Source organism: Bdellovibrionota bacterium (genome assembly GCA_035292885.1).
Lineage (GTDB): Bacteria > Bdellovibrionota_G > JALEGL01 > JALEGL01 > DATDPG01 > DATDPG01.
Map to the genome: position 1 here is coordinate 17460 of DATDPG010000063.1, position 14935 is coordinate 32394.

A 14935-nucleotide genomic window follows, 5' to 3' on the forward strand; every position below is an offset into this window, starting at 1 on the left:
CAAAGCCACGCGGAAAAAGAACTAGGCGGGAGAAAGTGAGCCGTGTAGGAGTCGAACCTACGACCCGCTGATTAAGAGTCAGCTGCTCTACCAACTGAGCTAACGGCCCATACGCTCGGTCTTTTTCCGCGCAGCGTTGTTCTCGGTCGCTGCGGCCTAGCTGCGGCGGAAAAAATCCTTCGCTAGGTCAATGGCGCAGTCAGGCGATTGCCAACCTTCCACCGCTCCAGCGAGAGGCACAGAAATTTATCATTCAGCAGGGGGAGGCGCAACCCTTGGAGATTATAGGTAGAAGTTTCGCGGCCAAGCGTGGGTCTTGAGTTCCGCGAGAAGTGCCGCGGGCAAGAGTGTTCCATCCGAGGCGGTCACGTTGCTTTCGACATGGGTGACTTTCCGCATTCCGGGAATCACCGTGGACACGACCGGAGTGGAGAGACAAAATCGAAGCGCCATTTCCGGCAACGATTTGGCACATTCGCCGACGAGCGGCAGCAGGCGCTGGACATGCTCGTCCACCTGCTTGGGCCGATCCCCCGAAAAATAGTCGTTCCGCCAATCTCCGTTGGGGAACGCTACGCCCGGCCGGACCTTTCCGGTGAGTCCCCCTTCGTCGAAGGGGCAGCGCGCGATCACGCCGATGTTGTACTCTTTGCAAAGGGGAAAGAGGGCGTTCTCCGCCGTCGGATCAAAAATATTGTAGATGACCTGAACTAGATCGGCGAGTTTGTGCTGGGCCACCAAAATGGCGCTTTCCGGATCGTGGTCGTTCACCGAGACTCCGATGAAGCGAATTTTCCCCTCTTTTTTTAGCTGGCAAAGTTCCTCCATCCAGCCCGGTTCTTCGAGCCAATGATCTTGCCAAACATGAAGTTGATGAACGTCGATATAATCGGTCCGAAGGTTCTTGAGCGTCGCCTCGGTCGAGGTCCGAATGTAATCCCGAGGAAACGTCTCGTAGATCTTCACGCCGCACCGAGCCGGCCATTCCCGATTCTTGGGCGGAATTTTCGATGCGACGAGGATTTCGTCTCGCCCCACCTCGCGGGCGAACTCGCCGAGCAATGTTTCAGAATGTCCGGCACCGTATGCCAGGGCCGTGTCGTAGAAATTAATCCCCAGCTCAAACGCCCGCCGCAAGGCTTTTCTCGATTCAGCGTCGTCGCCGCCTCGCCACTCCGAGCCGCCCCCCATTCCCCACGTGCCGAACCCGATTTCCGAGGCCTTGAGACCGGTTCGGCCGAGCGTTCGAAATTGCATCCACGCGTCATACCAGATTTTCGTTCGAGGGGGGACTCTTGTGCCTCGCGGCGCGATCAGGTAATACCGCGCGCGGGAGGACATTATGCTCAAAGAAGGCGACAAAGCACCGGAATTTCAGCTTCAGGACGATTCGGGGAAGGAAGTTTCCCTCAAGGATCTAAAAGGTAAAAAAGTCGTTCTCTATTTTTATCCGAAAGACGATACGCCGGGATGCACGAAAGAGGCGTGCAGCTTCCGAGACGATTATGCGAAGTACAAGAAAATGAACGCCGTCATTTTCGGCGTGAGCAAAGACCCGGTCGACTCACATAAAGAATTCAAGACAAAGTATTCACTCCCGTTTCCGCTTCTGGTCGATCCGGACGCGAAACTTGCCCAAGATTACGGAGCTTGGGGAGAAAAGAATATGTACGGGAAAAAGAGCATGGGCTTAATCCGCAGCACATACGTGATCGACGAAAACGGGAAGCTCGAAAAGATCTATCGAAACGTAAAAGTGGACGGGCATTCCGAAGCGATCCTCGGGCATCTGTCGGGCAAATAAGACCGGAAGAATTTACAAGACGATACGGTCGCCGACCCTATAGTCGACGGGCGCACGGTTCCACTCGAAACGCCGCACCCGATTTCGGCCGACGACGCGAATTTCGTCTCCCTCGATCCATAGCGATGTCTGTTCTTCGATCCCCAAAACAGTGTTGCTGTTGGCTTTGTGGTATTCGGCGATCCGCTCGTCGCGCGTTTCGCTGTGCGACGCCATCGCCGGGTCGGTTTCGAGGTAATGGGGATTGATGCTGAACGGAACGAGGTTGAGCGCTCGGAAATCGGTGAGGCTCACGACGTTCCAGTCATTCGTCGTCAGGATTGTGGGGCCGGCGACGTTCGCCCCGGCGCTCCAGCCGATGTATGGCATCCCTTTCTTTACGCGATCCCGAATCGCATCCAGCAGGTAGGTCTCTCTCAATTTTTTCAAGAGGCGATACGTGTTTCCCCCTCCAACGAACAGGGCGTCCGAACGCGATAAGACCGGCATCGGGTCTCGGTCCACATTCAGATGTTCGAGCTTGAAAGGCGCGGGGAGGAGGGCGTCGCAAACCTTCCGAAAATATTCTTCGGGATCGATAAACAGCGCGGCCGATACGAAGGCCGGGCGCTTAGAAGATTTGAGAAACGGAAGAATGTCGGCCTTGCAGTGTTCCAAATAAGGCCGGCCGGAGTTGCTGATGAGAAGGAGCTTCATAGTTGGGACACTCATGGCTCATGAACCGGGGTGCGTCAAGTGGCGCTACCAAATCATTTCAATTCCCGTCAGAGTCCTGATTTCCCGGTCCTCCGTAACCAGCGGAACTCCCAGAGACTTCGCCGTGGCGGCGATGACGCGATCCGCAGGATCCGCCAAACGGTCTGGAAAGAGGGTGCTTTCAAAGACAATTTCGGGAGTCATGGGATGAATCACGATCCGTGAGCGGGTTACGGCGCTTTCCAGCCACGAAAGAAAAGATCCCGAAATCTCGATCCTCGCTTTTTTGGAAAGCATCGCGATTTCCAATAAGGAAATGTCCGATATACCCAGTCCCCCTTTTAAAGCTTGCTTTTCGACTCTCCTTTTTGCAGCTTCGCCCAGCTGAGACGGATTACCGATCATCCAGAGCCAGGTATACGTATCAAGAAGAATCAAGGCCGGGCTGCGTCCCAATGATCAGGATCCATCGCCGGGCTCAGGATATCGCCCGTGATGTTGAAGGAGTCTTTCATGCATCCCATAACCGTGGTTCCGGAGATTTCGTCGGCGGGGATGTCAAGTGTGGTGCCCCTCGTCATCAGAAGTTGGAACCGGGCTGTAACGGAAAAAAAATATTGCCCATTTAAGCCAACCCCCGCCTACCTTAAATTCAGTCTCGATAGGCCTCTTTTCGATGGTGAACAGCGGTCATAAATATTACGAATGATTTTTCGTCAATTTCGTAAAAGAAGCGCCAATCGCCAACTCGATATCGCCATGTCGGTGGTTCCCAGTTCCGAAGTCTTTTTATTTGTGGACCAAAATGAGGTTCTGTCTCCAGCTGAGGGTAAACCGTCTTATTGAGTTTTTCGACAATTCTTTGGGAACCTCCCCTCAAAACGTCGTTCAAATTCTTTGTGAAGTTCTCGGTCTCAAAGATCCGATATTTCAAGCAACAAAACGTCCCTTCTTCCTCGCAGCATCTTGAGATCCTTTACGAAGTCGTTCGACCAAAGTTTGGTTTCCAAGAATTTCCAACGTTTCGAATTCATCGGAAAAATCCGCTTCCTGAACATATCGTTTCAAAGCATATTCAATAAAATTAGCAATTGGTCGATGGTCGAGTTCGGCATGTCTCTTAATAGTGTTGTATGTCTCTTCATTTACTCTCAACGTGAGGGTTTTGGGCATAAGCTTCCTTTCGATTCACTTCGCTTCAATTATATTCGTTTTACTTCTTTTAGTCTAGAGTTGTTGGAACATCCAATCATCCAAAGAATTCAGCTTCTTACAGAAAAAACCGCCTCAAATACAAGTGTATGGTGGACCCCAAAAACTGGACAGCAACCGACCCTCCAACTAGGGGGGTCTTAAGGAGGATCCAGGATGGGGATGAGGAAGAATCACACGAACGAATACAAGGCGAAAGTGGTGCTGGCGGCGTTGAGAGAGGACCGGACGATGTCGGAGCTGGCTTCGGAATTTCGGGTACATCCGATTCAGATCGGGTTGTGGAAGAAGGCCGCGACCCATGGATTGGCGCGACTGTTTGAAAAGGGAAACGGATTTCATGCGAAGGAGGAGGAGCAAAAGGAGCTGATCGAAAAGCTCTACGGGAAGATCGGCGAGGTCGAGGTGGAAAACGACGGGCTTAAAAAAAAGCTCGGGCTTTGAGCCGGGAGGAGCGATGGAGTTGGATCGACGCGGGAAATGGAGCGCCGAGTTTGACCTGGCAATGCGAGGTGTTGGGATTGGCCCGGTCGAGCTTCTACTACTGCCCGGCGGCCCCCAGCGCGGAGGATCTGATGTTGATGAATTTGATCGACGCCCAATACACCAAGACGCCGTTTTAAGGGAGCCGAAAGATGGTGATCTTTTTGCGGACTCAGGGACGCTCGGTCAACCGCAAGCGCGTGCAACGACTGATGCGGCTCATGGGGATTCACGGAATTTGTCCGGGGCCGAACACGAGCCGGCGTCGGCTGGAGCACGTCGTCTATCCGTATCTTCTTCGGGGCGTCGTGATCGAGCGGCCCAATCAGGTCTGGAGCGCGGACATTACGTACATCCGCCTGATGCGTGGCTTTGCCTACCTGGTCGCGATTCTGGACTGGTTTTCCCGCTACGTGCTCTCCTGGAGACTCTCCAACAGCTTGGAGACGGCCTTCTGCACGGAGGCCCTCGAAGAGGCCTTGGGGAAGGGATCTCCCGACATTTTCAACACGGATCAGGGGTGTCAGTTCACGAGTCAGGATTTCACAGGGCGGTTGAAAAGCCAGGAGATCCAGATCAGCATGGACTCCCGCGGGCGAGCCTTCGACAATATCTTCGTGGAGAGGCTCTGGAGAAGCGTGAAATACGAGGATGTTTATCCCAAGGGCTACCAAGCCAGGACCGAAGCGCAGGAGGGACTCAACCAATACTTTCAGTTTTACAACGACGAGAGGTTCCATCAATCCCTTCAATATCGAACTCCCTCCATGGTTCATTTCGGAGCGAAAAAGATCCTTCGGTGCGTCCATGACGGAAAACGGCTTGCGAGATTGGCGTAGAAACGACGATCCGACATTGGGACGACCGAAACATCGGCGTTCTTTTGCCCCGTCGCCCCCTTTATCCACTCTGGACTTATCCACAGCGGGGGCTGTCGTCCCTTTTTTGAAACAAGAAAGAAAAAAGGAGCAAAAAAGAAAGAAGGAAAAGGAGGGGGGAGATCCTGGGACCTATTGGAGGGTCCCGTCTCTCCCCCTTTTATTATTGGAAAAAAACAAACAAGTGCTACCCAAACAATTGTCTAGACAATGGGGTCCACCTCAGCTTTGCCGCAATGGATTCTTAAGCGTGCGCGTTTGTTACATCTGCTCGCTGGGTCGCTGAACGTCGGTCGCCTTCTTCCCTTCATGAAGAATCGTGATTTCTACTCGACGGTTCCGCTGTCTTCCGGCGCTGTTGGTGTTCGGGGCGATCGGAAAAGCCTCGCCATAGCCCCTCACCGTGATTCGGTCCCGCGGAATATCGTTCTGCTCCAACACTTGTTCAACCGCTCTGGCTCTTTGTTGTGACAGCTCCTGGTTGTAGGCATCCGACCCCATACTATCGGTGTGTCCTTCAATGAGGATTTGCCGTGAGGGATTTTGTTGAACGACCTGCGCCACCTTTTCGATTTCGCGAATGGCTCCCGGCGTGAGATCCGCCTTTTCAACCTCGAACATCATTTCGCGAAGGGTAATTTGCGTTCCCGCCTTCGTCTCTTTGGCCTTCAATTCTGCAAGCTGCTTTTCCAAGTCTGCTTTGGCTTGCTGCGAAGTCGTTTCAATCTCTTGTACTCGTTTTTCCGCTTCCCGCGCCCGTGCCTGCGCTTCCTCGGCCTCTTTCCTGGCTCGCTCCGCCTCCAGAGTTCGAGATTTTAGAACGATCTCTTGCCTCCCCTCACTCATGCCTGCCAGCTCGGCCTCGTACTTTTTCTGATTCGACTGATTTCGTGCGATCTGGATTTTTCGCTCAACAATATAAGCAACGTGGTCCATTTCCTCCGGTTCCGCTCCCTCTTGGACCAAGCTATCCGCCCGATCCAGGGACTGCTTGGCATCATGAAGGGCCAGTGGGGCGTTTTGGGAAATCTCCGGGTCCTGCGCAGCCGCGTCGTACGTTTGGCGCGCTCTTTCCACCGCGGGACTCGTGGAAGCACAACCTCCCTGAAACAGCATAAAAGTAACCACGGCGCCCAAAAGGGCCGAATTTTTGAGTTGGATTGAAATCATGCGTCCTCCGTTTCCCACGACTGTCACTGTGTGATCCCGCGACTGCTTTCTTTGCGCAGCGTCTCCATGGTCTTGCTCGCCTCCTCAGACAAACGCTTGCTCTTATCTGCGGCACCCTTGGACTGAGCCACTTGGGCGTCGACCATCGCTTGTTCGGCCATGCGGCGCGCCTGATCGTACTCTTCATCCGACATCGCCTTTTTGGCCTTTTCGAGCTTTTCCTTTGCCATTTGAACGTCCAACGGGGCCGCACTCATCGTCTCCGGTTTCTCGGCTTCCCGAAGCGTCGCCTCGGCCGTTGAAAGAATGTCTGTCGGGGGTCTAGCGTGGCTACACCCCAAAAGAATGACGGCATATGCTCCCACGCAAGTGGCGAATTTCCAGTTCATCGGCGCCTCCTATAAGTGCTGCGTAGGTAAATAGATCAAAACGCCCCCTCTCAGCAAGAAAAAGAGCGCACCCTTCGAGAATGGCGACCGGCGTGGAACCTAGCGGAAGTGTTAGGGCAGCGTTATGGTTATGCGTTACGATGAACGACACCAAAAAACAACTGCCTATTCCGTTTCGATCCCTGCCGAAGTTCGACGGGCCGTTCGACGAGATCTTCCCTACCTGCCGAGTCACGTACCAGGCGATTCGAGCGGGACCGTAATGAAACTCGTCTCGCAAGGACAACACCAGGGCTTGGCGATGGCCGTCCCCTAAAAGGAAATTTCAAGAATGGGAGGGTTGTACGGAAGGATGAAGCCCGGGGGTTGGGAGGGAATATAGACGCGACCGATGTGAAAAGGGAGACGAACGAGGATGGAGAAGCGGGAAATAGGGGAGGATAGCGAGAGCCGAGGCTCTCTCGGGGCATGAACTTGAGCGGAGTCGCCGGACTTTGAATAAGAGAATGCGTTACCCGGCGATTCGTTGATCGAAATCGGCGTTGGATTCTTCTCGGACTTGGTTAAAGTCGAAGGATTGGTAGGGGCTTGCTTCTTCGGCGGCCATGAGAAAAGGAATCTTCCCGTGCCGGTCGAAGAAGGACTCGACCGGTTTTTGCGGCGGAGCGCGAGAGGCTTGGGGAACGAGGATGAAAATTTCCGCGGGATGCGAGAGGAAGGCGGCGAGCTTCATTTCGTTGTGGCAGCGGGGGCAGTCGATCGGCAGGGTTCCAAAGATCCGGGCGAGGAGGGTGGCCCAGCGGGGCGTGAGGGGTTTCTCCGAAATTCGTTGGACCTGCGCTTTCGTTTTCAGGCCCAGGAATCGCCGGGTGGCGGAGGCATAGAGGCCGGCGTACCGGCGATAATGTTGATACGTATTCGGGATGTGAACGGTCAGATGCGCGAGGAATTCTACGGGTGAAAAGTTCAGGGTGTTCCCTTTCCGAGTCCGCAGGGAAATCGAGTCTTGGGTGTACGTCAATTGGGATAACGAGACGGGGATTCGAAAGGCATAGGCCAAGCGGCGGGTGAGCTGTTCCCGGTCGGAGGCGGGGAACGGATCGGAATGATGGACATGGATACCGGAATGTCGAAACCGTTGGCGCAGGGCAGAGCGAGGTCGATATCGTCGACATTGTGGACACGGTGGTGGTTGTGCTTGGCCCGGAAACGGGCGACGCGGTGCAGACACTCAAAGCAGGAATCTTGGAGATCGCCGATGTCTTTGTCGTGAACAAGAAAGATGTAGCGGGAGCCGAGCGGGTCGTCCATGACATCGAATCCATGTTGTCGCTCAAGCCGACGGAAAATCGGTGGACACGGCCCGTCTTGCTCACGGAGGCGCGAAGCGGGGAGGGCGTCGAGGCTCTTTGGCAGGCGATCGAACGTCACCATTCGGAACTCGATCGGCGGGGGATCGAACCGAACGAACGGCTTCGGCGGCACCTCCACGAACTGAATGAAATTGTGGAAACTCGATTCACGTCGGAAACAATGGCCCGGCTCCAAAAAGATGAGGATCTTAAGGCGCGCCTTTCTAAGGAGGCCAGACCTAATCTTTATGCGATGGCGGAGAAGATCTTGTCGGATTCAGCCCGGCCGACTTCGCGGCGAAAATAACGGCTCTGTTATCGAGGATCTGGTCTCACATTGGAGCGGAGTCGAAGTGAACCCGCACTTACTAGCATGATGAAAATGAGAAAGAAGAGTTCGCGGGAAGATGTTGTGGCGCTGCCGCAGCCGTACAAATGCGTAACCACGGTGTCACTCTGGGAAGAGGCGTTCAAGTCCGGATCGATCAAGAACGTGGCGGGGTCGCCCTGAAGAAGACGCAAACTTCCCCCCATTTCATCGACCATCCAACACTCGGGCGCGCCGTTGGGGGTGGACAGGCAGATGTTATTCGTCGATCCCAGGACCAAGCAGGCCGAGATCTCAGCGGGGCTGGGCGATTCGTCATTGAGGCTCAGAAGAAAACTGCCGCGCAATTCCGTAGGTAAAGAGAAGGGCTCGCCCGACTCGATCTCGACGGCCTCGATTTGGTAAAGCGAACAGACTTCCGAGGTCAACGTCGTGCTCGCGCCGATCGACGTGACGCTCACCCCCGTTTTCCCCACGACCTGGATGAGGAGGCAGGCCGTGGCTGTATTGCCCTGGCCGTCGTCGACAACGACACAGGCGGTGAATTTCCCTTTGGAATAGGTATGAACCTGTTCGGGTGTCCCGGCGACGTTGACGGTCCCGTCACCGAAGAACCAGCGATAGGTTAAAGGATCGCCGTTGGGATCGGTGGCCGCCGACATAAAGTTGACCTGTAGGGGAGTTTTTCCCGTAGCCGGCGAGGCGGAGAGGGAAACCCACGGAGATCCCGGGACAGGTGTAGGCGTCGGTGTTGGAGAGGGCGTTGCAGTCGGCGTGGGCGTCGGCGTGACGATCGGAGTTCGTGCCGAGAAAAGAGCTTGGATATCGCTCGGACTCAGCGCCCCCTGATAGACTCGAATCTCATCCAGCGAGCCAGCAAAGTAAGGTGTTACGGCCTGCGGGTACTGTCCGAAAACAAGATTCGTCGTCGTGGAAGGCGCACCCGATGTTCCGGTCCACGGTAGAGACGCCTTCTGAATCCCATCGACATACAACTTCCCGCCGGTCGAATCGACCACGAACACAACGAAATGCCACTGATTGTCTGCGTAACCGGAAGTCCGCAAGCTGCAAGTGCCGCCGTCCCAGACATAATCGGACCCATCGCGGAAATACCAAGCGCATAGGTCGCCCCCGTTAACAAACAGTTGGTAGCCGTTGAGAGACGCAGGAAGATATTTGTTCACGATCCCATTCAGGCCGGAAGCGGAAGTTTTTATCCACGTCGCAAGCGAAAGCGGAAAGGCATTTAAGTCGCTTGCGTGTGTCACATTGACGTAGTCGTCCACGCCGTCCAACGCGAGTGCCGGGTAACCATCGGAGGAAGTCCATGTGGGACCATTCAACAACGAACCGTTGTGGCTGTTGCCGGAAGAATCGGATGCCGTGACACCGCTTCCTTCGTTCAAATTCCAATACCCGAGAAGGACAGGGTTTGTGGGAGTTGGAACGGGAGTCGGTGTTGGTGTGACAGTTGGAGTCGCCGTAGGAGTCGGAGTCGGAGTAGGCGTGACGCCGGTCAAAAGCTCACACGGAACTTTAACGAGGAAAGCATCTTGGCGTGGGCCTCCCATGTTGCTGGTCCAGACCATGTACTCGCCGGTCACGTCGATGTTGGCTTTGGGCATTTTGGAGTAGTCGTCCCCTCCCCCTGCGGCGTCGAGGTTCGTCATGACGGGGGCGACAATTAAAATGTTGTTGGTTTGGGAACCGTCGAGACGGAAACAAATAATCTCATTTGAGCGAGATAGATTATTCCGGGTAGCTCCACTTCCACAGGCGAATTGTTGAGTGGAGGGAACGCCTGGTCTCGCATTTCCATGAGTGATGTGGTTTGGAGCCGGTACCCACTCCATGCTGTACTGCACGAGTAACTTACTGAGTGGATTCGCAAAAAAATCCCAAACATACATGGCATTTGCTTTGGGATCCCAGTTGTCAGGGCCAACGCCGTATCCGTATCCCATATCCAGATGTCCCAAGGCACCGTCCTGATCCCAAACCATTCGTTCCGACCCGTTGCTCAAATCGAAAATCCGCATTTCAAGATCGTATTGACCGTCGATATTTTCCAGCGACATCAGCCATCGGCCGCTTTTATCCACGTGGCATTCGTCGAAATCCCTGATTTTCGGGAAGTACTGATATTGGCGGGTGTCTTCGTGGTAAACGAGGCAACCGAGCATCTCAGCGGTTCCATTATCTCGAAGCGAGACTGAATGAACCCGGTCGTCATCGCTCGAATGGAGTTGCCAGATGTAATTGTTCGGATATGGAGTGCTGACGTCAAAAACCGTTTCGAACTGCTTGGCCAGTACGTCGTAGCGAAGCATCCGAGGACCATCGTTCAGGTAGATTTTGGTTGGTTTCGTGCCGCTGAAATACCACCCTTCGCCGCTGTTCCAGCTATAGCCGCTGGAGGAATCAAAAATAGGGCCCAAGTTTTGAACTGCTTTGGTTAACTTGTTGTAACTAAATAGCGTAACTCCCGCTCCTCCGACGTTCCGGTTCGTTCCCAGAAAGATCAACATCGTGTCGCTTCCGACATGGTTGTTGATATTGCGCCAGTAGGAGTAGCCGACGGAAAATACGCAGTCGGTTTCGCCGATACAATCACTGCTGTTGGTCAGTCGAATCCCCTCCGTATTATAAGGAGAGGGGAAGACGAATGATCCGCGACCGGTGGGTAGAAATTGTTGGATCTGCACTGCGCTTAAGAGAGGGCGGGTGATATTCGTGGTCGACGATTCTAGGAAGCCCCCAGCCGCTAGAACATTGCCGGCAGCGGCAATAGCCCCTAAAAATGAACACGTTCCGAAGCGCCACGGACCCGACAAAACCCCTCCTTACAGACGAAGGGCTCTGCTACTGCAAGTTCGTAGCCACGCGTATTTTTACGTAACAAGTTGGATTTTAAGTATTAGTTTAAGGAACAAAAGTTCCCTAATGAAAGTTTTGCGCACTGCGCCGATACGTTTTGCAGTTTCCGGTGAAGCTTGGCGCAATCAACCCGGCCGGCTTCGCGGCGAAAATAGGGGCTTGGCGCCGCCTTTCCAGCGCGCATAACGCCCCAATGCGAGCAGCGGAAAATAAAGACGATAATAATCGTAGCGAAGGTAGAAGTGTCGGGGAAAACCGGTTCCAGTCCATTCCGGCTCGTCCCAACTCCCATCCGCTTTCTGGCTTGCGATGAGCCATCGAACGCCGCGCTCGATCGCTTTCTCCTGTTTCTGTTTGCAGGCCAAAAGACCGATCAATCCCCACGCCGTCTGGCTCGCTGTCGACGTGCCCAGGGGAACGTAACATCCTTTTTCGTATGATTCACACGACTCGCCCCATCCGCCATCGGAATTTTGAATCGACGTGAGCCAAACGCCCGCCTTGCGAACATATTCGGCAGCCTAAAAGGAAATTTCAAGAATGGGAGGATTGTACGGAAGGATGAAGCCCGGGGGTTGGGAGGGAATATAGACGCGACCGATGTGAAAAGGGAGACGAACGAGGATGGAGAAGCGGGAAATAGGGGAGGATAGAGAGAGCCGAGGCTCACTCGGGGCATGAACTTGAGCGGATTCGCCGGACTTTGAATAAGAGATTGCGTTACCCGGCGATTCGTTGATCGAAATCGGCGTTGGATTCTTCTCGGACCTGGCTAAAGTCGAAGGATTCGTAGGGCCTCGGTTCCTCGGCCGCGACGAGGAAGGGAGTCTTCCCGTGCCGATCGAAGAAGGATTTAATAATTTTCTGGTTCGATGACCCGCACGGCGCTTGCGTCGTACTGCGCCCGTTTCAAGGCCATTCCAGAATAGGAAACCATAAACCCACGAAGCTTGCCATTCACTTCAAACCCCGGAGTTGAATCCCTCTTCTTGCTATTTTCTTATCGTATTCATCCGGGAGTGTTTCCATCTTTAATATGACATCTGCCGGCGTATTCGGGTTTTCAGTGAGGGCTACGAGAACGCCCCGGCGGCGGGAAGTATCGTCGTCGAGTCTCGCCTGGTCTGCCAATTGTCGCAGCACGCTCACGGGGGTCGTTGGATTCGCGGCAAGGGTACGAAGGACCTTCGAATCGTCTGCTTTGACTAAATTCGCAAGATACTTCACGGGCGTAACCGGATCCTTGGCCAATTCAAGTTGTGCGACCATTCGCACGCGATTATCGGTATGTCGGGTCAATTCGAATACAATTTCCCTGGGTGTTTGAGGATTCCGGATAATTCCACGTATTGTATCAATCTCTTCGGATTGCATGTTCTCTCGTGGGGAGGGCAAATCGCGGAGCGCCCGCTCGAGAATCGTTTTCGTGTTCTCCTTCGGGAGATTCGGATTGAGCGACAGGGCCGCATTCGGAGTTCCATTACCTTTCGCCAACTCCATCAGAATTTCTTTCGGCGTATTCGGGTTGGATGCCAAGGCTCTGAGCGTTTTTCGCCGCAAAACGGGGTCTTGGTACATCGACCGTAAAATTTCAGGCGGCGTGTTCCGATTGTAAGCAATTCCATCGAAAGCGAAGCGCGCCGGCCGATTATCCGGGGATGTTTTCACCAACCTCAGGATGGATTCAATGTCTTCGGTAGAAACATCCGGTCGGCGGAACGCCTCGCGTACCTGTTGCGGAAAATATTCGGCCAGATAAAAGTTCACCTCCTTGGCGATGACAAATAACACTATTGCCGTCCCTAAGAGGGGCTGCCATCGAGACGAGATCGGCGGTGAGAGAAAGGGGATCAGGATCGCCGATATCGACCATCCGATGGCAAAGCCAAAGATCGCTCCGACTGTGATGATGCGGAGAATGCTGTAGAGATTGCCGCCGAGGAGATTCCCAAGTACCCACAAGGGAATGGCTCCAAGGAAGAGGCCGTAGACTCCACCGAAGAGCCGCACCCGGTTGTGATTCGACGATTTAAGGTGGTAGCGACAAATTCCGAAATACACAGCGAACACGGCGAGATGACAGGCGACGGCTGGCCCAATATGGTCAAAGAAGACCCGTATCAAAGGAGCCACACGGGAATTCTACGCCGGGTGCCCAACGATAGCCAGTCGCCAATCTCAACGACCGCAAAGGGTCGTGTAAATAATCGATTTTACCTGACTCCGTTACCCTTCCTGCCACGTCGAGCCGCGAACAACACCCATAGACCTACGCCCAGCAAATATAGCGAAAGAGTGTGAAACGAGGCCGGCCATGCGCACCCCGCCGTTCCCCTTGAAAAGTGGATCTCAATGGACCTGCTTCCTTCACATAAATCTCCCTCACCGTCGCCGTTCTTGTCGGATTGATCCGGATCGAAAATGAGAGGACAGGTATCCTCTTCGTCCAGCACGCTGTCCCCATCGTCGTCTTCATCACATACGTCACCAATGCGGTCGCCGTCGGAATCCGCCTGGCGTTCATTCTGAACAAATGGACAGTTGTCCGATGGGTCCACGACGTTGTCGTTGTCGTCATCTTCATCGCACACATTTCCAGCGGAGTCCTCGTCGTCATTGAGCTGGACTGGATTACTTGCTTCCACGCAATTGTCGTCCGTACTGGAACGCCATCGCCATCCAAGTCATTCTGGCAAGCATCTCCCCGTCCGTTACCGTCCAAATCGGTTTGGTCCGGATTCGGAACCAGTCTGCAATTGTCCACTTCATCCGATATGCCGTCGTTGTCGTCGTCCGCGTCACACGCGTCGCCTGACCCGTCTTGATCGGCGTCAAGTTGAGTTACGTTTGCAACCGTCCGGCAGTTGTCGTCTCCGTCACTCAGCTGATCCTCATCGGAGTCCGAATCCTGGAAATCGGGTGTGCGGTCGCCATCCGTGTCGACAGCCGGAGTGAGGAGATCCGAATCCCCCGCTTCCACAGCGTCCGTGATTCCGTCTTCATCCGAATCGACGTCGGACCGGTCTGGATTTCCATCTTGGTCAGTATCTACTGTGGTGCCCGGGTACGATTCATCCACGTCGTAAATGAAATCGCCGTCCTCATCGGTTTCCGGGGGAACCGAGGTCGCATCGGCTGGATTTGTAGAGGCCAGAAATTCTCGAAGCTCGCTAAAACCGTCTTGATCAAAATCGTCGGCAGAGTTGTTGACCACATCCGGATCGAGGAGTGCGTTCTTGTACGCGGGGTTGGCGTCTCCATCCCCTCGAATAAATCCAATTCCATAATAAATCTCGAAACCGTCCGGAATACGGTCATCGTCGGTATCCACACTCCCGTTTTCCGTTGTGAATACAGCTTCCCCAACCTCGTCGGGTAGTCCGGCTGAATGGACTTTTACGACTACCGACTCCGTAACCGGAATCGCCGGGTTTTGAACGTCCGCCACGGAAACGGTGACATTCGTACCTTGTAGAATCGGTACGGTTGGCGTGATGGTAATGGTTTTGGTTATGTTGCTGGAAACGACGGTAAAGGGAACAGAAAGGCCGGATATCACAACACCAATATCGGCAGGATCGATGTTTCCGAGATCGAACCTCTTAGGACGGTATAGCGGACGTCAGCCCGTGCTCTGAGGTGTTATCCTCAGAGCACGTAGTTTGGTCTGAACCAACTTTTCAAGGAGCTGACGATGCAAGCAAAATACTCTATTGGGATCGATCTGCACAAGTCTGTGATCC

Annotated in this window: 12 protein-coding genes, 1 tRNA gene and 3 pseudogenes; 4 read left to right on the top strand and 12 right to left on the bottom strand. The window is 54.1% G+C overall.

Going from position 1 to position 14935, the window contains the following annotated elements:
* Positions 1-36: 36 nt before the first annotated feature.
* Positions 37-109 (bottom strand) — tRNA-Lys (locus VI895_05065).
* A 173-nt stretch (positions 110-282) separates the two neighbouring features.
* Positions 283-1341, bottom strand: coding sequence for an aldo/keto reductase (locus VI895_05070; GenBank protein HLG19174.1), 1059 nt, complete (start codon positions 1339-1341; stop codon positions 283-285).
* 1 nt (position 1342) lies between these two features.
* On the opposite strand from VI895_05070, the gene bcp reads away from it, so the two are divergent.
* A complete protein-coding gene (bcp, locus tag VI895_05075; GenBank protein HLG19175.1) occupies positions 1343-1804 on the top strand; it encodes a thioredoxin-dependent thiol peroxidase in 462 nt (153 codons plus the stop codon).
* Between the two features lie 12 nt (positions 1805-1816).
* Here the strand turns inward: bcp and pepE are convergent, their stop codons facing one another.
* The 3 genes from pepE to VI895_05090 form a co-directional block, all read right to left on the bottom strand.
* The gene (gene pepE / locus VI895_05080; GenBank protein HLG19176.1) at positions 1817-2515 is read right to left on the bottom strand and encodes a dipeptidase PepE; all 699 of its coding nucleotides are present in this window, start codon (positions 2513-2515) and stop codon (positions 1817-1819) included.
* Between the two features lie 30 nt (positions 2516-2545).
* Positions 2546-2956, bottom strand: a complete 411-nt coding sequence (locus VI895_05085; GenBank protein HLG19177.1) for a type II toxin-antitoxin system VapC family toxin — start codon at positions 2954-2956, stop codon at positions 2546-2548.
* Between the two features lie 474 nt (positions 2957-3430).
* Positions 3431-3673, bottom strand: coding sequence for a CopG family transcriptional regulator (locus tag VI895_05090; GenBank protein HLG19178.1), 243 nt, complete (start codon positions 3671-3673; stop codon positions 3431-3433).
* A gap of 195 nt (positions 3674-3868) precedes the next feature.
* Here VI895_05090 and VI895_05095 point away from each other — a divergent pair.
* A pseudogene (locus VI895_05095) lies at positions 3869-5034 on the top strand (IS3 family transposase).
* A 300-nt stretch (positions 5035-5334) separates the two neighbouring features.
* On the opposite strand, the gene VI895_05100 reads toward VI895_05095, so the two are convergent.
* From VI895_05100 to VI895_05110, 3 genes are all read right to left on the bottom strand, one after another.
* Positions 5335-6243, bottom strand: coding sequence for an OmpA family protein (locus VI895_05100; protein HLG19179.1), 909 nt, complete (start codon positions 6241-6243; stop codon positions 5335-5337).
* Between the two features lie 23 nt (positions 6244-6266).
* Positions 6267-6632 (bottom strand): DUF4398 domain-containing protein, encoded by a 366-nt coding sequence (locus VI895_05105; protein HLG19180.1) that lies wholly within the window; start codon positions 6630-6632, stop codon positions 6267-6269.
* Positions 6633-7143: 511 nt separating this feature from the next.
* Complete coding sequence (locus tag VI895_05110; GenBank protein HLG19181.1) at positions 7144-7863, bottom strand: transposase; 720 nt, start codon at positions 7861-7863, stop codon at positions 7144-7146.
* Here VI895_05110 and VI895_05115 point away from each other — a divergent pair.
* Positions 7773-8291: pseudogene (locus VI895_05115) on the top strand (methylmalonyl Co-A mutase-associated GTPase MeaB). The gene VI895_05110 and the pseudogene VI895_05115 sit on opposite strands and share 91 nt — an antisense overlap.
* A gap of 8 nt (positions 8292-8299) precedes the next feature.
* Here VI895_05115 and VI895_05120 read toward each other — a convergent pair.
* The gene (locus tag VI895_05120) at positions 8300-11020 is read right to left on the bottom strand and encodes a LamG-like jellyroll fold domain-containing protein (protein ID HLG19182.1); all 2721 of its coding nucleotides are present in this window, start codon (positions 11018-11020) and stop codon (positions 8300-8302) included.
* A gap of 297 nt (positions 11021-11317) precedes the next feature.
* Positions 11318-11695 (bottom strand): annotated as a pseudogene (locus VI895_05125) (prenyltransferase/squalene oxidase repeat-containing protein).
* A gap of 232 nt (positions 11696-11927) precedes the next feature.
* Here VI895_05125 and VI895_05130 point away from each other — a divergent pair.
* Entirely contained in the window at positions 11928-12068 is a 141-nt protein-coding gene (locus VI895_05130) for a hypothetical protein (protein HLG19183.1), read from the top strand.
* 81 nt (positions 12069-12149) lie between these two features.
* Here VI895_05130 and VI895_05135 read toward each other — a convergent pair whose 3' ends face one another.
* Positions 12150-13262 (bottom strand): hypothetical protein, encoded by a 1113-nt coding sequence (locus VI895_05135; GenBank protein ID HLG19184.1) that lies wholly within the window; start codon positions 13260-13262, stop codon positions 12150-12152.
* A 199-nt stretch (positions 13263-13461) separates the two neighbouring features.
* On the bottom strand, positions 13462-14640 hold the full coding sequence (locus tag VI895_05140) for a thrombospondin type 3 repeat-containing protein (protein HLG19185.1): 1179 nt from the start codon (positions 14638-14640) through the stop codon (positions 13462-13464).
* Between the last annotated feature and the right edge of the window lie 295 nt (positions 14641-14935).